19 protein-coding genes are annotated in these 18,283 nt (G+C 67.3%); 7 read left to right on the top strand and 12 right to left on the bottom strand.

Annotated elements, in window-relative coordinates:
• Positions 1 to 37: 37 nt before the first annotated feature.
• A complete protein-coding gene (locus ACVN9Z_RS14930; RefSeq protein WP_458212365.1) occupies positions 38 to 1,504 on the top strand; it encodes a DegQ family serine endoprotease in 1,467 nt (488 codons plus the stop codon).
• 32 nt (positions 1,505 to 1,536) lie between these two features.
• Here ACVN9Z_RS14930 and maiA read toward each other — a convergent pair whose 3' ends face one another.
• The 3 genes from maiA to ACVN9Z_RS14915 are packed head-to-tail and all read right to left on the bottom strand — an operon-like array spanning position 1,537 to position 3,691.
• Entirely contained in the window at positions 1,537 to 2,181 is a 645-nt protein-coding gene (maiA, locus tag ACVN9Z_RS14925) for a maleylacetoacetate isomerase (protein WP_006388316.1), read from the bottom strand.
• 50 nt (positions 2,182 to 2,231) lie between these two features.
• The gene (gene ispH, locus ACVN9Z_RS14920) at positions 2,232 to 3,215 is read right to left on the bottom strand and encodes a 4-hydroxy-3-methylbut-2-enyl diphosphate reductase (protein WP_006388315.1); all 984 of its coding nucleotides are present in this window, start codon (positions 3,213 to 3,215) and stop codon (positions 2,232 to 2,234) included.
• The gene (locus tag ACVN9Z_RS14915) at positions 3,215 to 3,691 is read right to left on the bottom strand and encodes an FKBP-type peptidyl-prolyl cis-trans isomerase (protein WP_006388314.1); all 477 of its coding nucleotides are present in this window, start codon (positions 3,689 to 3,691) and stop codon (positions 3,215 to 3,217) included. The genes ispH and ACVN9Z_RS14915 overlap by 1 nt, the downstream gene beginning before the upstream one ends.
• 51 nt (positions 3,692 to 3,742) lie before the next feature.
• Here ACVN9Z_RS14915 and radC point away from each other — a divergent pair, with 51 nt between their 5' ends.
• The 6 genes from radC (at position 3,743) to ACVN9Z_RS14885 (ending at position 9,920) form a co-directional block, all read left to right on the top strand.
• On the top strand, positions 3,743 to 4,420 hold the full coding sequence (gene radC, locus ACVN9Z_RS14910; protein ID WP_006388313.1) for a RadC family protein: 678 nt from the start codon (positions 3,743 to 3,745) through the stop codon (positions 4,418 to 4,420).
• 104 nt (positions 4,421 to 4,524) lie between these two features.
• The gene (kynB, locus tag ACVN9Z_RS14905) at positions 4,525 to 5,154 is read left to right on the top strand and encodes an arylformamidase (RefSeq protein ID WP_006388312.1); all 630 of its coding nucleotides are present in this window, start codon (positions 4,525 to 4,527) and stop codon (positions 5,152 to 5,154) included.
• Positions 5,155 to 5,361: 207 nt separating this feature from the next.
• On the top strand, positions 5,362 to 6,210 hold the full coding sequence (kynA, locus tag ACVN9Z_RS14900) for a tryptophan 2,3-dioxygenase (RefSeq protein ID WP_006388311.1): 849 nt from the start codon (positions 5,362 to 5,364) through the stop codon (positions 6,208 to 6,210).
• 185 nt (positions 6,211 to 6,395) lie between these two features.
• Positions 6,396 to 6,662 (top strand): type B 50S ribosomal protein L31, encoded by a 267-nt coding sequence (locus ACVN9Z_RS14895; protein WP_006388310.1) that lies wholly within the window; start codon positions 6,396 to 6,398, stop codon positions 6,660 to 6,662.
• Between the two features lie 124 nt (positions 6,663 to 6,786).
• On the top strand, positions 6,787 to 8,517 hold the full coding sequence (locus ACVN9Z_RS14890) for an ArnT family glycosyltransferase (protein WP_006388309.1): 1,731 nt from the start codon (positions 6,787 to 6,789) through the stop codon (positions 8,515 to 8,517).
• Complete coding sequence (locus tag ACVN9Z_RS14885) at positions 8,514 to 9,920, top strand: MATE family efflux transporter (RefSeq protein WP_054496645.1); 1,407 nt, start codon at positions 8,514 to 8,516, stop codon at positions 9,918 to 9,920. Before ACVN9Z_RS14890 ends, ACVN9Z_RS14885 begins: the two co-directional genes overlap by 4 nt.
• Before the next feature lie 112 nt (positions 9,921 to 10,032).
• On the opposite strand, the gene paaK is transcribed toward ACVN9Z_RS14885, so the two are convergent.
• The 9 genes from paaK to paaA all read right to left on the bottom strand — a co-directional run bounded on the left by paaK (position 10,033) and on the right by paaA (position 18,182).
• Complete coding sequence (gene paaK, locus ACVN9Z_RS14880) at positions 10,033 to 11,349, bottom strand: phenylacetate--CoA ligase PaaK (RefSeq protein WP_006388307.1); 1,317 nt, start codon at positions 11,347 to 11,349, stop codon at positions 10,033 to 10,035.
• Between the two features lie 96 nt (positions 11,350 to 11,445).
• Positions 11,446 to 11,919 (bottom strand): hydroxyphenylacetyl-CoA thioesterase PaaI, encoded by a 474-nt coding sequence (gene paaI, locus ACVN9Z_RS14875; RefSeq protein ID WP_054484739.1) that lies wholly within the window; start codon positions 11,917 to 11,919, stop codon positions 11,446 to 11,448.
• Positions 11,919 to 12,707 (bottom strand): 2-(1,2-epoxy-1,2-dihydrophenyl)acetyl-CoA isomerase PaaG, encoded by a 789-nt coding sequence (gene paaG, locus ACVN9Z_RS14870; protein ID WP_006388305.1) that lies wholly within the window; start codon positions 12,705 to 12,707, stop codon positions 11,919 to 11,921. The genes paaI and paaG overlap by 1 nt, the downstream gene beginning before the upstream one ends.
• 15 nt (positions 12,708 to 12,722) lie before the next feature.
• Entirely contained in the window at positions 12,723 to 14,387 is a 1,665-nt protein-coding gene (gene paaN / locus ACVN9Z_RS14865) for a phenylacetic acid degradation protein PaaN (protein ID WP_006388304.1), read from the bottom strand.
• A 45-nt stretch (positions 14,388 to 14,432) separates the two neighbouring features.
• Complete coding sequence (gene paaE / locus ACVN9Z_RS14860; RefSeq protein WP_020924563.1) at positions 14,433 to 15,521, bottom strand: 1,2-phenylacetyl-CoA epoxidase subunit PaaE; 1,089 nt, start codon at positions 15,519 to 15,521, stop codon at positions 14,433 to 14,435.
• A gap of 14 nt (positions 15,522 to 15,535) precedes the next feature.
• A complete protein-coding gene (gene paaD, locus ACVN9Z_RS14855; protein WP_370445613.1) occupies positions 15,536 to 16,045 on the bottom strand; it encodes a 1,2-phenylacetyl-CoA epoxidase subunit PaaD in 510 nt (169 codons plus the stop codon).
• Positions 16,039 to 16,803, bottom strand: coding sequence for a 1,2-phenylacetyl-CoA epoxidase subunit PaaC (paaC, locus tag ACVN9Z_RS14850; RefSeq protein WP_024068195.1), 765 nt, complete (start codon positions 16,801 to 16,803; stop codon positions 16,039 to 16,041). The genes paaD and paaC overlap by 7 nt, the downstream gene beginning before the upstream one ends.
• A gap of 15 nt (positions 16,804 to 16,818) precedes the next feature.
• Positions 16,819 to 17,103, bottom strand: coding sequence for a 1,2-phenylacetyl-CoA epoxidase subunit PaaB (gene paaB, locus ACVN9Z_RS14845; RefSeq protein ID WP_006388300.1), 285 nt, complete (start codon positions 17,101 to 17,103; stop codon positions 16,819 to 16,821).
• Positions 17,104 to 17,192: 89 nt separating this feature from the next.
• Positions 17,193 to 18,182: a 1,2-phenylacetyl-CoA epoxidase subunit PaaA gene (paaA, locus tag ACVN9Z_RS14840; protein WP_006388299.1), complete on the bottom strand. Its 990-nt coding sequence runs from the start codon at positions 18,180 to 18,182 to the stop codon at positions 17,193 to 17,195.
• Between the last annotated feature and the right edge of the window lie 101 nt (positions 18,183 to 18,283).

The raw sequence follows: 18,283 nt of genomic DNA, 5'->3' as shown, positions 1-18,283 counted from the left end.
TAGCGCCATGTCCCCACACATGAACGCAGGAGCCGACATGAAGACTTCGCAGATCAAACCCTCGCGCCTGGTGCTGGCGCTTCTGGCCGCCGGCGCGATTGGCGGCGCGGGCGCCGCCGCCACGTTCGGCGGCGTTTCGATGGCGGCCAGCGCGCCGTCCGCCACTGCCGCCGAGATCGCGGCCACCAGCGCCGCCACGCCGGGCGCCCCGATGATGGTCGCCCCCAACTTTGCCCAGATCACGCGCGACTACGGCCCCGCCGTGGTCAACATCAGCATCAGCGGCACGCGCAAAGTGTCCGACGACGACGACGATCCCTTCGCCCAGTTCTTCGGGCAGATTCCCGGCGCGCGCGGCGGCATGCCCTCGCGCGAAGTGCCGGTGCGCGGCGAAGGATCCGGCTTCATCGTCAGCAACGACGGCATCATCCTCACCAACGCCCACGTGGTGCAAGGCGCCAAGGAAGTGACCGTCAAGCTGACCGACCGCCGCGAATTCCGCGCCAAGGTGCTGGGCGCCGACACGCAGACCGACGTGGCCGTCATCAAGATCGACGCCAGGAACCTGCCGGCGGTCAAGATCGGCGACGTCAACAAGCTGCAGGTGGGCGAATGGGTGCTGGCCATCGGCTCGCCCTACGGCCTGGAAAACACCGCCACGGCGGGCATCGTCAGTGCCAAGGGCCGTTCGCTGCCGGACGACACTTCGGTGCCATTCATCCAGACCGATGTGGCGGTCAACCCCGGCAATTCGGGCGGACCGCTGTTCAATGACCGCGGCGAAGTCGTCGGTATCAATTCGCAGATCTACAGCCGCACCGGCGGCTTCCAGGGGCTGTCGTTCTCGATCCCGATCGACGTGGCGTACAAGATCAAGGACCAGATCCTGGAGCACGGCAAGGTGCAGCACGCACGCCTGGGCGTGACGGTGCAGGAGGTCAACCAGGACCTGGCCAATTCGTTCAAGCTGGACACGCCGTCCGGCGCCTTGGTTTCCAGCGTCGAAAAAGGCAGCGCGGCCGAAAAGGCCGGCCTGCAGCCCGGTGACGTGGTGCGCAGGATCGACGGCAAGACGATCGTGTCGTCGGGCGACCTGGCCTCGCTGATCACGCTGGCCAAGCCCGGCGAAAAGATCACGCTGGATCTGTGGCGCAACGGCGCTCCCAAGGAAGTCGTGGCCACGCTCGGCGGCATGCCGAAGGACCGGACGCAGGCTGCCGGCGACAGCCGCGACGTGCAGAAGGGCCAGCTCGGCCTGGCCTTGCGGCCGTTGTCGCCCCAGGAGCAGGAAGCGGCGGGCACGCAGGGACTGTTGATCGAGCAATCGGCCGGCCCGGCCGCCAAGGCGGGCATCCAGCCGGGCGACGTATTGTTGTCGCTCAACGGCCAGCCTGTGCGCAACATCAGCCAGGTCAAGGATGCGCTGTCAAAGGCCGGCAAGACGGTCGCGCTTCTGGTGCAGCGCGGTGAAGACAAGATCTTCGTGCCGGTGCAGCTCGGCTAAGGCTGGCGGGGCCCCTCGCGGGGCCGCCAGCCTTACTCCGCGTCGGGCTGCTTGCCCGGCGCGGCGGCGTCGAACGCCGGCAACTCGCGGCAGGCGGCGTCAATCCGCACGACCGTGGGCATCGCGGCCAGATCGCATTCGAAGCGGCGCGCGTTGGCCACCTGCGGCACCAGGCAAAGGTCGGCGATGGTCGGCGTGTCGCCATGGCAGAACTTGCCGGTGGCGGACGACCCGGCCAGTTGCGCTTCCAGGGCTTCCAATCCCTGGCGCACCCAATGCTGATACCAGGCCGTCTTGGCGGCTTCGTCCACGCCCAGCGTGTGCTTCAGGTACTTCAACACCCGCAGGTTGTTCAAGGGATGCGTATCGCAGGCAATGCCCAGCGCGAGGTCGCGCACGCGCGCCCGGCCGATGGCGTCGGCCGGCAGCAGCGGCACCTGCGGATGCGTTTCCTCCAGGTACTCGATGATGGCGAGCGATTGACCGATGACCGCGTCGCCGTCGACCAGCGTCGGCACCAGCGCAGTCGGGTTGACCTTGCGGTAGTCGGCCGACAATTGCTGGCCGCCATCCTTCAGCAGGTGCACCGCCAGGTATTCGTACGGCAGGCCCTTCAGGTTCAGGGCGATGCGCACGCGATAGGCGGCCGAACTGCGGAAATAGCTGTACAACTGCATGAAGTCTCCTCGATTCTTGTTCTTGGCGGCGCCCGCGGCGGGGGCCGCGCCTATTCCAGCGATTCGGTCTGCGCCACCTTGCGCGACAGCCCCTTGGGCAACGGGAACGCCACGTTCTCTTCCAGGCCCGGCATGGTGCGCACCGACACCGCGCCCAGTTCCTTGACCCGCGCGATCACCTGCTGCACCAGGATCTCGGGCGCCGAGGCGCCGGCGGTCACGCCGATGCGCTTGCGGCCTTCGAGCCAGGCCGGGTCGATGGAATGCGCGCCGTCGATCAGGTAGGACGCCACGCCCTTGCGGTCCGCCACTTCGCGCAGGCGGTTGGAGTTGGAACTGTTGGGGCTGCCCACCACCAGCACCAGGTCGCATTCCGGCGCCAGCACCTTGACCGCGTCCTGGCGGTTCTGGGTGGCATAGCAGATATCGCTTTTCTTGGGCTCGACGATGCTCGGGAAACGCGCCTTGAGCGCCTTGGATACCGCCGCCGCGTCATCCACGGAAAGGGTCGTCTGCGTGACGTAGGCCAGGTTCTCGGGGTCGTTCACCTGCAGGCCGGCCACGTCCTCGACCGTCTCGACCAGGTACATGCCGCCCTGGGCCTGGCCCAGCGTGCCTTCGACCTCGGGATGGCCCTTGTGGCCGATCATGATGATCTCGCGCCCGGCCGCGCGCATGCGGGCCACCTCGATATGCACCTTGGTCACCAGCGGACAAGTGGCGTCGAACACCTGCTGCCCGCGAGCCTCGGCCTCGGCCCGCACCGCCTTGGACACGCCGTGGGCGGAGAACACCACGATCGCGCCCGTGGGCGCGTCGTCGAGTTCGTCGATGAAGATGGCGCCCTTGGCGCGCAGGTCCTCGACCACGTAGCGGTTGTGGACGATCTCGTGGCGCACGTAGATCGGCGCGCCATGCAACTCGAGCGCGCGCTCGACGATGTCGATGGCACGGTCGACGCCGGCACAGAAGCCGCGCGGCTGTGCCAGCACGACTTCGGCGTCGGCCGCGGTGACGGGGACAACCTGGCTCATCAGAGAACTCCCAGCAGCGCCACGTCGACTCGCAAACGGACGCCCGCAAGCGGGTGGTTGAAATCGAACAACGCCGATTCCTCGTTGATTTCCTTCAGAACGCCCGAATAGCGCCCGCCATTGGGCGCGGCGAATTCGACCAGGTCGCCCGGCTCGAAGGTGGCGTCCGCGCCGGCGTGTTCGGCCAGCATCTTGCGCGTCACGCGCTGGATCAGCTCGGGATTGCGCTCGCCATAGGCATCGGCCGGCTCGAGCGTGACACTGAACCGGTCGCCTTCGGCCTTGCCGAGCAAGGCGGTTTCCAGGCCGGGGGCCCACTGGCCGCTACCCAATTGCAACGTCGCCGGACGGCCGTCGAAGGTGTCGGTGAATACCGACCCCTCGCCCGGCCCCGAGGCCAGGGTGATGCGGTAGTGCAGCGTCAGGTAGGAGTCCGGACGGACCAAAACGTTCACTTCGTTAGAGGCGATGCTCAAGATCTGCCACCGTATTCAGACAGTAAGTAAACCCTGATTTTAGAGCCTCTTATGAAATTGTCTGCGCGGGTGCCAAAAGCCGACCGTCCCAGGGAGCGCCTGCTGCGCCTGGGGGCGTCGGCGTTACAAAATGCCGAACTGCTCGCCATCGCCCTGCGCACGGGGGTGCCGGGCCTGAATGTGCTGGACCTGTCGTGCCAATTGCTGGACCGCTTCCATGGCCTGCGCGGGCTGCTGGGCGCCACCCCCGAGGAACTGCAGGCGTTGCCGGGGCTGGGCACCGCCAAGGCCTGCGCCCTGGCGGCCATACTGGAAATGGCCAAACGCGCGGTCGAAGAGGAACTGGCGCGCGACAGCACGCTCGACCACCCGTCCCGGGTAAAGCAATACTGCCGGGTCACGCTGGCCCACCGCCGGGTCGAACATTGCATCGCGCTCTACCTGGACAGCCGGCTGCGCCTGATCGCCAGCGGCGAACTGGCGCGCGGCACGCTGTCGCAGGCCTCGGTGTATCCGCGCGAAGTCGTGCGCGAGGCCCTGAGGCACCATGCCGCCGCGCTGATCGTGGCCCACAATCACCCCTCCGGCCTGGCCGAGCCAAGCGCGGCCGACCAGGCCTTCACCCGCCACCTGAAACAGGCGCTGGCCCTGGTGGACGTCGCCCTGATCGACCACCTCATCATCGCCGGCGACACGGTCACCTCGATGGCGGAACTGGGCCGCATCTGAGGGGCTGCGCGCGCCGCGGGAATTCGTTAGACTACGGCCCGAAATTGCTTTAGGCTTAACCTAATTCCGCTTTCCCGATTCCGCTTTCGCGACCCGCGCCCTCCATGAAACGCCTGTGGGATATCTCCCCTCCCGTCTCCACGGCTTCGCCCGTGTTCCCCGGCGATACCCCGTATCGCCAGGAATGGAAGTGGTCGCTCGCGCCCGGCTGCCCCGTCAACGTCAGCGAAATCACCCTGTCGCCGCACGTGGGCGCGCACGCCGACGCGCCGCTGCACTACCAGAACGGCGCCGCCGCCATCGGCGCGGTCTCGCTCGAACCGTTCCTGGGCCCCTGTCGCGTCATCCACGCGATCGACTGCGGCCCGCTGATCACCCCGGAGCACCTGCTCCACGCCGCCAACAACCTGCCGCCGCGCATCCTGGTGCGTACCGCCAAGCATGCCGCGCAGGAATGGTGGACCGACGACTTTTCGGCCTACGCGCCGCAAACCATCGAATGGCTGGCCGAACGCGGCGTCATGCTGATCGGGCTGGACACCCCCAGCATCGACCCCGCGTCCAGCAAGACCCTGGACAGCCATCACACCATTCTGCGGCACGACATTCGAGTACTGGAGAACCTGGTGCTCGACGACGTGCCGGAGGGCGATTACGAACTGATCGCACTGCCGCTGGCTTTGATCCAGGCTGACGCCAGCCCGGTGCGCGCCGTCTTGCGCGAATTGGGCTGAAACACCGGCCACGGGCGGACCGTGCGGGCCGCGGCGCAATGATGGCGCCGCCGCTGCGCCGACCGCCCCATTCGAAAGAAGCACGACCATGACCATTCCGTACGACCCGCGCATGGCGCTCGCCTGCGCCCGCCTGCCATTTTCCGGCTGGCGCAGCCTGCCCGCCTCCGCCCGCCGCGCGGCCCCACCCTGCCAGCGAGGCCAGGCATGAGCCAGAACCAACGCCCCGAAGACATCGTCCACGAGGAAAAAGCGCAGCTGGATTTCGCGCGCGACATGACCTACGGCGACTACCTGCACCTGGACGAGCTGCTGGGCGCGCAGCACCCGCTGTCGCCCGAGCACAATGAGATGCTGTTCATCGTGCAGCACCAGACCAGCGAACTCTGGATGAAGCTGATGCTGCACGAGCTGCGCGGCGCCATCGCCAACCTGGCGGCCGACCGCCCGCAGCCCGCCTTCAAGATGCTGGCCCGGGTCAGCAAAATCATGGAGCAGTTGGTCCATGCCTGGGACGTGCTCGCGACCATGACGCCGCCCGAGTACTCCGCCCTGCGGCCCTATCTGGCCCGTTCCAGCGGCTTCCAGAGCTACCAGTACCGCCAGATCGAGTTCCTGCTGGGCAACAAGAACGCCGCCATGCTCAAGCCGCACGCGCATCGCGCCGACCTGCTGGCGCAGGTGCAACAGGCCTACGAGGCGCCCTCGCTGTATGACGAATCCCTGCGCCTGCTGGCGCGGCATGGCGTGACGGTCCCCGCCGACCGCCTGGAACGCGATTGGACCCAGCCTTACCTGGCCTCCGATGGCGTCGAACAGGCCTGGCTGACCGTCTACCGCGACACCGACCGCTACTGGGACCTGTACCAACTGGGCGAAAAGCTGACCGACCTGGAGGATGCCTTCCGCTTGTGGCGTTTCCGCCACGTCACCACGGTCGAGCGCGTCATCGGCTTCAAGCGCGGCACCGGCGGCACCTCGGGCGTGGACTACCTGCGGCGCATGCTGGAAGTGGTGCTGTTCCCCGAGATCTGGAAACTGCGCACGAACCTCTGATCCGGCGCCTATCCGTCCCTGAATGGGCATCCGGGCAGGTCCGCCCGGATTGCCTCGCCCGCCCCGTGATTCCCATGCTAGAATGCACAGTTACTTTTCGGATACGTGGCAGGAACCTGAAAGCGGTTCGTGCTGGCGACCCTAACTTTTGACATGACTCCCTGGGGGAGTCCTAGGAAAGCACCATGAAAGAAGGCATTCACCCCGAATACCGCGAAGTCGTCTTCGCCGACCTGCAAACGGGCAGCAAGTTCATCACCCGCTCGACCGTCCAGACGCGCGAAACCATCGAACTCGATGGCAAGACGTACCCGCTCTTCAAGTGCGACGTGACCTCCGAATCGCACCCGTTCTACACGGGCGCCCAGACGCGTATCGTCGAAACCGGCCGCGTGGAAAAATTCCGCGCCCGTTTCGCCCGCACCGCTGGCACGGTCAAGTCCGCTTCCTGATCCTGTTGCTCCCACGGGAGTCACAGCAAAAAGGCAGCCTCCGGGCTGCTTTTTTTTCCCCTGGCCCTGCTTGTCGATCAACCAGGGGCTGGCGCTTCCCGATCTCTCGGTTACATTAACGCCCGTGTCCCCACTTTCCATTTCCACTCCGGCCCGGCTGACGTCCGTGGCCACCGCGAAACTGCCCAGGCTGATCCTGCTTGGGCTGGCGCTGGCGTACATCGTCGCCGGCCTGTTCATGCGCGACCCGTGGAAAACCGACGACGCGGTCGGCCTGGCGACCATGATCACCGCCATCCGCGAGGGTGGCATCACCTGGCTGCTGCCGCAGGTGGGGCACCTGGCGCATGCCGAGGAAGGCCCGCTGATCACCTGGGTTGGCGCCATCTGCATCTGGCTGTTCGGCCCCTTCATCGGCGACATCACCGCCGGCCGCCTGCCCAACCTGCTCTGGTTCGGCATCACCGCCACCAGCGTCTGGTACGGCACCTATCTGCTGGGCCGCCGCGCCGAAGCGCAGCCACTGGCCCTGCCCTTCGGCGGCGAGCCGGAACCGCGCGACTACGGCCGCATGCTGGCCGACGCCGCGCTGCTGCTGCTGCTGGCCACGGTCGGCATCCTGCAGCGCACCCATGAAACCACGGTCGTGCCCGCCATCATGGCGTGCCAGGCGCTGGCCTTCTATTCGCTGGCGCGTACCGTCGATCGTCCGGTCACCGGCTCGACCACCCTGGGCATCGCGCTGGCCGCCAGCTTTCTCACGCGCGGCTGGATCGGCGCGCTGCCGATCATGGTGGGCGCCCTGCTGGCCTTCTATCCGCGCGGCCCGCTCTGGAAATGCAAGCGCTGGCTGCCCTGGGCGGCCGCGTTGGCCGCCGCGCTGATCCTGGCCTGGTGGATTCCGGCCACCCAGGCCAGCGAATACTGGATCCGCAACTGGAAGACCTGGAACCTGGCGTCCTTCGCCGTGCCCGCCTGGCACGACCTCGGCCGCACGCTGCGCGACCTGCCCTGGTATTTGTGGCCCACCTGGCCGCTGGCGCTGCTGGCCATCTGGCGCTGGCGCGCCTGGATCTATGCGCCGCATATCTGGTTGCCGCTGATGCTGCTGATCTGTTCTGCCCTCGTGCTGTTCGGGTTGGACGAGGCCAGCGATTCGGAATACGTACTGCTGGCCGTGCCTTGCGCGGTGCTGGGCGCGTTTTCGCTGCCGACCTTGCGTCGCGGTGTGGTCAACACGCTGGACTGGTTCGCAGTGATGTGCTTTTCGCTGACCGCCGCCACCGCGTGGCTCGGCTGGATCGCGTTGCATTTCCACTGGCCGGCGCAGATCGCGCGCAACATCGGCCGCCAGACCACCGGGTATGAGCCCGTCATCTCCTGGGTGGCCTTCGCCCTGGCGGTGGTCTTCACGCTCGGCTGGATCGCGCTGGTGGTCTGGCGCCTGCGCGTCAAGCCGCAAGCGCTGTGGCGCGGCACCGTGCTGTCGGCCGGCGGCCTGACGGTCACCTGGATCCTGCTGGTGCTGCTGTGGCAGCCCGCGGTCGACTACGCCCGCAGCTACCGCACCGTGTCGGGCGAGCTGGCGCAGGCCCTGGCGCAGAACCTCCGTCCGGGCGAATGCGTGCGCGGACTGAGCCTGGGCAGCGGCCAGCGCGCCTCGTTCCTGATCTTCAACAACCTGACGTTCACGTTCGATTCGAAGTGCACGCTGGTGCTGCAGCAGACCACCAACCAGAGCCTGCGCGACAACACCGCCGCCTACAGCGACAGCGCCGACGTGCTGTGGCAGGGCGGCCGCCGCGCCGACCGCCAAGAAGTGTTCCGCCTGCTGCGAGTCGGCCCCACCCGATGACGCCCCCCCAACCGGCGGTGCCCGGTTTCGGCGCCACCCTGCGCAACATCGCCAAACAGGCCTGGCCGGTCCTGATCAGCCAATGGGCCGGCATCTCGTTCGGCGTGCTGGACACCGCCATGACCGGCCACGCCAGCGCCAACGACCTGGCGGCGATGGCGCTGTCGGCCTCGATCTACATCACCGTTTTCGTGGGTCTGATGGGGGTGGTGCACGCCCTCATCCCGATCCTGGCGCAGCATTTCGGCGCCGGCAACAACCGCGAAGTGGGCCGCAGTTGGGGCCAGGGCGTGTGGCTGGCGCTGGGCCTGTCGGCGGTGGGCGGCATCCTGATGCTGTTCCCGGATTTCTGGCTGTCGATGTCGGGCAACGTCGATCCCGGCGTGCGCGACCGCATCGCTTCGTACCTGCGGGCGCTGATCCTGGCGCTGCCGGCCGCGCTGGTGTTCCGCACCATCTACGCGCTCGGCACCTCCGTGTCGCGGCCCAAGCTGGTGATGGCGATCAACCTCACCGCCATCGGCTTCAAGGCCTTCTTCAACTGGCTGTTCATCTACGGCTCCCTCGGCCTGCCGGCTATGGGCGCCACCGGCGCCGGCCTGGCGACCGCCGTGGTGTCGTGGATGAGCCTGGGGCTGGGCCTGTGGGTCATCACCCACGACCGCTATTACCGTCGGTTCCACCTGCACGTCGGCCGGCCCGACTGGAAGACGCTGAAAGAACTGCTGCGACTGGGCATCCCCATGGGCGGTTCGTATCTGGTGGAGGTCTCGGCCTTCACCTTCATGGCCTTGCTGGTCGCGCGCGAAGGCACCTTCGTGACCGGCGGCCACCAGATCATGTCGAACCTGGCGGCATTGTGCTACATGATGCCGATGGCGCTGGGCGTGGCTACCGCCGCGCTGACGGCGCAGGCGATCGGCGCCGGCAACCTGACGCATGCCCACCGCACCGGCATGGCCGGCCTGGCGCTGGGACTGATGGGCGCCCTGCTCACCGCGGTAGTGCTGCTGGCCGGCCGTCCGCTGATCCTGGCGGCCTACACCGACAATCCCCAGGTAGCCGCGGTGGCGACCACGCTGCTGGCGGTGCTGCCGCTGTTCCACCTGTTCGACTCCATGCAGTGCATCAACTCGTACCTGCTGCGGGCCTATAAAGTCGCGGTGGTGCCGCTGCTGCTGCAGACGGTGGCGCTGGCCGGCGTCGGCCTGGTCGGCGGCTGGTGGTTCGGTTTCGGCCCGGGCCGCGGCGGCCTGGACGGGCTGCGCGAGATCCTGGTGCCGGGCTCGCCGCAGGGCGCGGGCAGCATGTGGTTGATGGCAATGGCGGGCCTGGCGCTGTCAGCCACCCTGCTGCACTTCTGGTATCGGCATATCGTGCGGACCGTGGCGCGCCAGGCCTGACGGCGCGCCCGGCGGGCAGCGACGGCGCAAAAAAAAGCAGCCCGAGGGCTGCTTTTTTCATGGCGGTGTGGCCGCCCCGCGCCGTTGCCGGCGGCGGGGACGCGCAGCGCGCTCAGCCCTTGGGGCGCTTGTCGATCACACGGCGGGCCTTGCCGGTCAGCGTGCGCTCGACGTGGCCGGCGTCCGACACCTGGATGCGGGCGCTGACGCCGATGTGCGTCTTGACCGCATGCTGCAGTTGCTTGCCCAGCGCCGCGCGCTCGGCGTCCGACAGGGTCGCGAACTCGGCGCGGACTTCCGTCAGGATCTCGAGCTCATCCATATTGCCCGTGCGCGACAGCACCAGCTGGTAATGCGGGGCCAGTTGCGCGATCTTGAGCACCAGTTCCTCGACCTGGGTCGGGAACATGTTCACGCCGCGCACGATCAGCATGTCGTCGCTGCGGCCGGTGATCTTGCCGATGCGGCGCATGCTGCGCGCGGTGGGCGGCAACAGGCGGGTCAGGTCGCGGGTGCGGTAGCGGATGATGGGCATCGCTTCCTTGGTCAGCGAGGTGAACACCAGTTCGCCCGGCTCGCCGTCCGCCACGGGCTCGCCCGTGTCCGGATTGATGATCTCGGCGTAGAAGTGGTCTTCCCACACCACCGGACCGTCCTTGGTCTCGACGCACTCGCTGGCCACGCCCGGGCCCATCACTTCGGACAGGCCGTAGATGTCGACCGCGTCGATGCCCGCTTCGGCCTCGATGTCGGCGCGCATCTGCCCGGTCCAGGGCTCGGCGCCGAAGATGCCGATGCGCAGCGAACTTTGACGCGGATCAATCCCCTGGCGGCGCTGCTCCTCCAGAATATTGCAGAAATAGGAGGGCGTGACCATGATGATGTCCGGACGGAAATCGTTGATCAGCTGCACCTGCTTTTCGGTCTGCCCGCCCGACATCGGGATGACGGTGCAACCCAGGCGTTCGGCGCCGTAATGCGCGCCCAGGCCGCCCGTGAACAGGCCGTAGCCGTAGGCCACGTGCACCGTGTCGCCGGGCTTGCCGCCGGCCGCGCGGATCGAGCGCGCCACCAGGTTGGCCCAGTTGTCCAGGTCGCGCTGGGTGTAGCCCACCACGGTCGGCTTGCCGGTCGTGCCGCTGGACGCGTGGATGCGCGAAATGCGCTCGCGCGGCACCGCGAACATGCCGAACGGATAGTTCTCGCGCAGTTCCTTCTTGGTGGTGAAGGGGAACTTCGAAATGTCGGACAGCTGTTTCAGGTCGTCCGGATGCACGCCGATCTCGTCGAACGCCTTCTTGTAGTGCGGCACGTTCTCGTAGGCGTGCTTGAGCGACCACTTCAGGCGCTCGAGCTGCAACGCGCGCAGCTCATCCTGGCTGGCATGCTCGATGGGGTCCAGCCCCGGCTTGCTCATGGTGTTGGGCATGGTTATCTCTCTCCTGGAATGCTCTACCCTCCGTGCCGGGGGACGCGCCGCGCGCCCGCCTCGGCCGGTGGCCTTGTCTCTGATTGGTTGACGCGTTCAAGCCTCGGTCGGCGTGCCGACGATCTGCCCCTTGATGCGATAGGACCGGCCCCGGAACAGGGCGACGTTGCGGCCGTCCTGGTTGGTGACGGTCACGTCGTACACCCCGGTGCGCCCGGCCAGCGAGCGCTCCTGCGCCACCGCGGTCAGCAGGTCGCCCTCGAAGCCGGGGGCCAGGTAATCGATGGTGCAGCCCGACGCCACGGTGCTGACATTGCGGGAATTGCAGGAAAAGGCAAAGGCGCTGTCGGCCAGCGCGAAGATGAAGCCGCCATGGCAGGTCTTGTGGCCGTTGAGCATATCGGGGCGCACCCGCATGCTCAGGCGCGCATAGCCCGGCGCCATTTCCTCGACCTTCATGTCCAGGCCCTGCGAGGCCGCGTCGCCGGCGTACATCACCGTGCCCACGGCCTGCGCCAGTTCCTGCGGATCCGTCGGCGCCTCGACGGGCGGAACGTGCGTGCTGCTCATCATTGCCCCTTGAACTGCGGTTCGCGTTTGCCCAGGAAGGCCGCCACGCCTTCGGCGTAGTCGGCGCTGCGGCCCAATTCGCGCATCATGTCGCGCTCCAGGTCGAGCTGGGTCGCCAGGTCATTGCCCAGGCTGGCCTGCAAGGCGCGCTTGGTGAAGGCCAGGCCCTTGGTCGGCGCGCGCGAGAAATGCTGCGCCAGGTTTTCCAGGGTCGTGTCGAACGCGTCGTCGGCCACGCATTGCCAGATCAGGCCCCAGGCCTCGGCCTGGCGCGCGCTGAGCTTGTCGCCCAGCATGGCCAGCCCCATGGCGCGGGCGCGGCCCACCAGGCGCGGCAGCACGAAGGTGCCGCCCGTGTCGGGGATCAGGCCCAGCTTGCAGAACGACTGGATGAAGTTGGCCGATTCCTTGGCGATGACGATGTCGCCGGCGAAGGCCAGGTTGGCGCCGGCGCCGGCCGCCACGCCATTGACGCCCACCACCACCGGCATCGGCAAGGCGTTCAGGCGCCGCACCAGCGGCGCGTAGAACTTGTCGACGGTCTCGCCCAGGTCGGGCGGCGTGCCGTCGGGCGCGGGCTTGCGCTCGCTCAGGTCCTGCCCGGCGCAGAAGCCGCGGCCGGCGCCGGTCAGCACCAGCACGCGCGCGCCTTCGGTTTCGACGCGGGTCAGCGCATCCGCCACTTCGCCATGCATGTTGGCAGTGAAGCTGTTGAGCTTGTCCGGGCGGTTCAGCGTCAGGCGAGCGATGCCGTCGGCCAGTTCGAATTGGATGTCTTGATAGGTCATGTCCGGATCCACCGTTCAGATGTGGCGGCGGGTCTGCACCACGCGGAAGCGGTTGGACACGTAGGCCGAGTCGGACAGCGCCGCGTTGGCCGCCGGGTTGGCGCCGGTGCCGTGGAAATCGCTGAAGGCGGCGGTCTGGTTGACGAACACCGCGCCGGTCAGGTTCAGCGACAACGACACGCCGGACTCTTCCGCCGCGTCCTGCACCTGCTCGGCCACCTCGTTGCTGGTGGTGTAGGCCGACAGCGACAGCGCGCCGTGCTCGATCACGCTGTCGCGCGCGATCTGGATGCTGTGGGCGGTGGAATCGGTGGCGACCACGAAGGCGATCGGGCCGAACCATTCCTGGCTGATGGCGGGGTTGCCGGCCTCGGCGCGCAGCAGCAGCGGCGTGCGCACGCGGGCGTTCTCGAACTGCGGGTGCGTCAGCGCCTTGCTGTCGGCCACCACCGGCAGGCCCAGCGCGCGGGCCTTCTCGATGCGTTCGACGATGCCTTCGTTCTGGATCGCGCCGGTCAGCTCGACGGCCTTGGCGGCGTCGGCGCCGAGCTTGTCGACCGCGGCGCCCAGGGCGGCGGCGACCTCATCGAAGCTGACGCGGCCTTCCGGCGTCTGGATGCCGTCGCGCGGCACGTAGATGTTCTGCGGCGCCGTGCACATCTGGCCCGAATACAACGCCAGCGAGAACGCCAGGTTGCGTGCCACGCCCTTCAGGTCGGCGGCCGAATCGATGATGACCTGGTTGACGCCGGCCTTCTCGGTGTAGACCAGCGCCTGGCGGGCGTTGTTCTCCAGCCAGTCGCCGTTGGCGGTGCTGCCGGTGAAGTCGATGATCTTGACGGCGGGGTCCAGCGCCAATTGGCGCGCGGTGTCTTCCTCGGCGGTGTGCGCGGCCAGCAGCACCACGTCCGGATCGAAGCCGGCTTCCTGCAACACTTCGCGCGCCACCTTGACGGTCAGGGCCAGCGGCAGGATCGCGCCCGGATGCGGCTTGACGATGACGGTGTTGCCGGTGGCCAGGCTGGCGAACAGGCCGGGGTAGCCGTTCCAGGTCGGGAAGGTCGAGCAGCCGATCACCAGCGCCACGCCGCGCGGCACCACGGTGAAGTGCTTTTCCATGCGGATGGGGTCGTTCTTGCCCTGCGGCTTTTCCCAGATGGCGACGCCAGGAATGCGCGACATTTCCTGCCAGGCGTAGGCCACAGCCTCGAAGCCGCGATCCTGCGCATGCGGGCCGCCGGCCTGGAAGGCCATCATGAAGCCCTGGCCGGTGGTGTGCTGCACCGCGTAGGCCATTTCGAAGCTGAGCTTGTTCAGGCGCGCCAGGATTTCCAGCGACACGCCCACCCAGGCCTGCGGGCCGGCGCGGCGCCAGTCCTGCAGCGCGCGCTTGGAGGCGGCCACCAGCTTGGCGGCGGGCACGTGCGGATAGGTGATGCCCAGGTCGAAGCCGTAGGGCGACTTTTCGCCGCCGACGGTGCCGTCGGCGTCGTGCAGGTTCAGCGGGAACGGCTTGCCGCGCAGCGCCTCGAAGGCGGCGCGGCCGTCGTCATTGGCGGTCTCGCCATAGTTGCGGGGGCTGGGCGACTCGGCAAACGGGCTCCAGTAGCCGCGCAGGGCGGCGGCGGCCAGGGCTTGTTCCAGCTGGGGCTGGTGGCGTTCGAAGAATTTCTGGGACACTGCGTCTCTCCAAATGGAATAGGGGTGTGGCTGGCGCGCGCCGGGTCAGGTTTCCTGGTCGAAGTCGATCACCAGGCGGTCGCTGACCGGAAAGCTCTGGCAGCTCAGGATAAAGCCTCGGGCCACTTCGTAGTCTTCCAGGGCGAAATTGGCGTCCATGTCCACTTCGCCCTCGACCACCTTGCAGCGGCAGGTGGAACACACTCCGCCCTTGCACGAATACGGCAGCTCGATGCCCTGCGCCAGCGCCGAATCCAGCACGCTGTCTTTGTTCTTGTCGATCACGAACTTGCGGCTGTGGCCGTCCTGCACCACGGTCACCTCGCACTGACCCTTGCCGGGAGCCTGGCGGGCATCCTGCCCCGTGCGCAACGCGCGCGGCCCCTTCGGGGCGCCGAACAGTTCGAACTTGATGTTCGCCTTCGGGATGCCGCGGGCCTGCAGCCGCTCGACCACGCTCTCGGTCATGGTCTGCGGACCGCAGACAAAAGCGTAGTCGATATCCTCGGGACTCATCCAGGCCGACATCAGCTGGTCGACCTTGTCGCCGTCCAGGCGGCCGTTGAACAGCTCGATGTCCTGGGTTTCCCGGCTCATGACGTAGACCAGCGAGAAGCGGTCCATGTACAGGTTCTTCAGGTCCTCGATCTCTTCGCGGAACAGCACGGCCGACGAGGCGCGGTTGCCGAAGAACAGCGTGAACTTGCTGTTCGGCTCGGTCGACAGCGCGGTCTTGACCAGCGAGAACACCGGCGTGATGCCGCTGCCCACCGCGAATGCCACGTAGTGCCGCTGGTTTTCCGGCGCGAAGTCGACGGTGAAGTTGCCGGCCGGCGCCATCACTTCCAGCGTCTGGCCCGGTTGCAGCTCGTGGTTGGCCCAGCTGGAGAAGACGCCCTCGTCGACCTTCTTGATCGCCACGCGCAGCAGCTTGTCGCGCGGCGCCGAACAGATCGAATAGGAGCGGCGCAGTTCCTCGCCGTTGAGCTGCGTGCGCAGCGTCAGGTATTGGCCGGGCTGGAAAGCGAACTCGTCGACCAGCGTATCGGGCAGGTCGAACGTCACGACCACCGCGTCGCGCGTGTTGCGCGCCACCGAGGCCACTTTCAGGGGGTGGAATTGGTTCAGGCTCATTCTCGAAACCACTCTCAGTGAGTCTTGAAGTAATCGAACGGCTCGCGGCAGCTGACGCAGCGGTACAGCGCCTTGCACGAGGTCGATCCGAAGTTGCTGACCAGGCGCGTGTCGCGCGAGCCGCAGCGCGGGCACTCGATGGCGGGCCCGGCACTGCGCCGGCTGATGCCCGAGATGTCGATGGCCTGCTGCGCGGGCGCGGCGATGCCGTAGTCCTTGAGCGCGGCGCGGCCTTTTTCGCTCATCCAGTCGGTGGTCCAGGCGGGCGACAGGCGCGTCTCGACGCGCACCTCGCCGATGCCGTGGCGCGCCAGCACCTGGCGGATGTCTTCGGTGATCTCCCGCATCGCGGGGCAGCCGGAGTAGGTCGGCGTGATGACGACGACACAGGCGTCGCCGTCCCAGGACACGTCCCGCACCACGCCCAGGTCCACCACCGACAGCACGGGGATCTCCGGATCGGGGACCTCCTGCAGCCAGGCGTAGACCTGCTCGATGGACACGGGCGCGACGGCGTTCACCACTTGGCCCCCGGATAGGCGCGCGGCAGGTACTGCATTTCCGCCAGCACGTAGCCCAGTTCCTCGGTGTGACGGCCCTGGCGGCCGCCACGGTGGGCCGGATGGTTTGAGGCCGCGGAGTCCGGCACGGTCAGCGTGGCTTCCTCCAGCACTTCGCGCACATGCTGTTCCCAGGGCGCGCGCAGCGCGGCCAGCTCACAGCCGATGCCGCGCGCCGCCATGTCCTGGTCGATCGCGTCGTCGGTGAACAGTTCGCCGGTGAAGCGCCAGGCGTCGTCGATCGCCGCCTGCATCCTGGCGTGGCTGGTCTCGGTGCCATCGCCCAGGCGCACCACCATGTCCGACGAACGGCGCACGTGGTAGGTCACTTCCTTGAGCGACTTGGCGGCGATGCCGGCCACGCGCTCGTCCGACGATTGCGCCAGGCGCTGCAAGAGGAAGTAGTGCCAGACGTCGAACAGGAACTGGCGCGCCATGGTGTCGGCATAGTTGCCGTTGGGCCGTTCGACCAGCAGCGCATTGTGGAACTGATGGGCATCGCGCAGATAGGCCAACGCGTCTTCGTCGCGGCCGGCGCCTTCGACCTCGCCGGCCAGCGTCAGCCACATGCGGGCCTGGCCCAGCAGGTCGAGCGCGGTGTTGGTCAGCGCCAGGTCCTCTTCCAGGATCGGGCCGTGCCCGGTCCAGGCGCCCAGCCGCTGCGACAGGATCAGTGTGGTATCGCCCAGGCGCAGCAGGTATTCGAAGAAAGTCTTGTCCATGTCTCCCCCGCCGCCTTACATGTGCTTGATTTCTTCAGGCATCGGAAAGAACGTGGGATGCCGGTAGACCTTGCTGTTGGCCGGCTCGAACAAGGGATCCTTGTCGCCCGGGCTGCTGGCGGAAATGTCGGAAGCCCGCACCACCCAGATGCTCAGGCCTTCGTTGCGGCGGGTGTAGACGTCGCGGGCGTGGTTGATCGCCATTTCGGCATCGGGCGCGTGCAGGCTGCCGACGTGCTTGTGCGCCAGGCCGTGCTGGCTGCGGATGAACACTTCCCACAGAGGCCAGTCTTTGCTCATGATGGATATCCTCGGATGCCGGGCGCGCGTGGCGCCCCGGGTATTGGATGGGTAAGGAGTTGGAAGGCCGGGCGCCGCCCGGCCAAGGCTCAGGCCGCCTTGCGCTCGGCCTGCTTGTCGGCGTAGGCGACCAGCGCCTCGCGCACCCAGGCGCCGTCTTCGTGCGCCTTGACGCGCGCCGCCAGGCGTTCGCGGTTGCATGGGCCATTGCCCTTGAGCACGGCGTAGAACTCGCTCCAGTCGATCTCGCCGAAGTCATAGTGGCCGCGCTCGGCGTTCCACTTCAGTTCGGGATCAGGAATGGTCAGGCCCAGGTATTCGGCCTGCGGCACGGTCTGGTCGACCATCTTCTGGCGCAGCTCGTCGTTGGAGAAGAGCTTGATCTTCCAGGCCATCGACTGGGCGCTGTTGGGAGAGTCGGCATCCGACGGGCCGAACATCATGAGGGCCGGCCACCACCAGCGGTTCAGCGAGTCCTGCACCATCGCCTTCTGTTCGGGCGTGCCGTGCAGGCACATCTGCATCAGCAGGTCGTAGCCCTGGCGCTGGTGGAAGGACTCCTCCTTACAGACGCGCACCATGGCGCGGGCGTAGGGGCCGTAGGAGCAACGGCACAGCGGGATCTGGTTGATGATGGCCGAGCCGTCGACCAGCCAGCCGATCATGCCGATGTCGGCCCAGCTGAGCGTGGGGTAATTGAAGATGCTGGAGTACTTGGCGCGGCCGGCGTGCAGGTCGTCGATCAGGTCGTCGCGTGATACGCCCAGGGTTTCGGCGGCGCTGTACAGGTAGAGGCCGTGGCCGGCTTCGTCCTGCACCTTGGCCAGCAGGATGGCCTTGCGCTTGAGCGACGGAGCGCGGGTGATCCAGTTGCCTTCCGGCAGCATGCCGACGATTTCGGAGTGCGCGTGCTGCGAGATCTGGCGCACCAGGGTCTTGCGGTAGGCCTCGGGCATCCAGTCCTTGGCCTCGATCCGCACGCCATCGTCGATGCGGCGCTGGAACGTCTGTTCGCGGCCTTCGAGCTGGTCCGCGGTCTTGACCTGCTTGACGCCGGTTTCGACGAGTTGAGCGTACATGGTTGTCTCCTTGAGACGGTTTGCGATAGCGCAAAGCGAACGCCGCGCAGTGCCGTCATGTCATAGGCGGATTATTTAATACAAAAAAACCATTGTCAAAC

It is taken from the genome of Achromobacter sp. KK8 (assembly GCF_054188005.1).
This window is presented reverse-complemented; position numbering and strand designations above follow the sequence as displayed.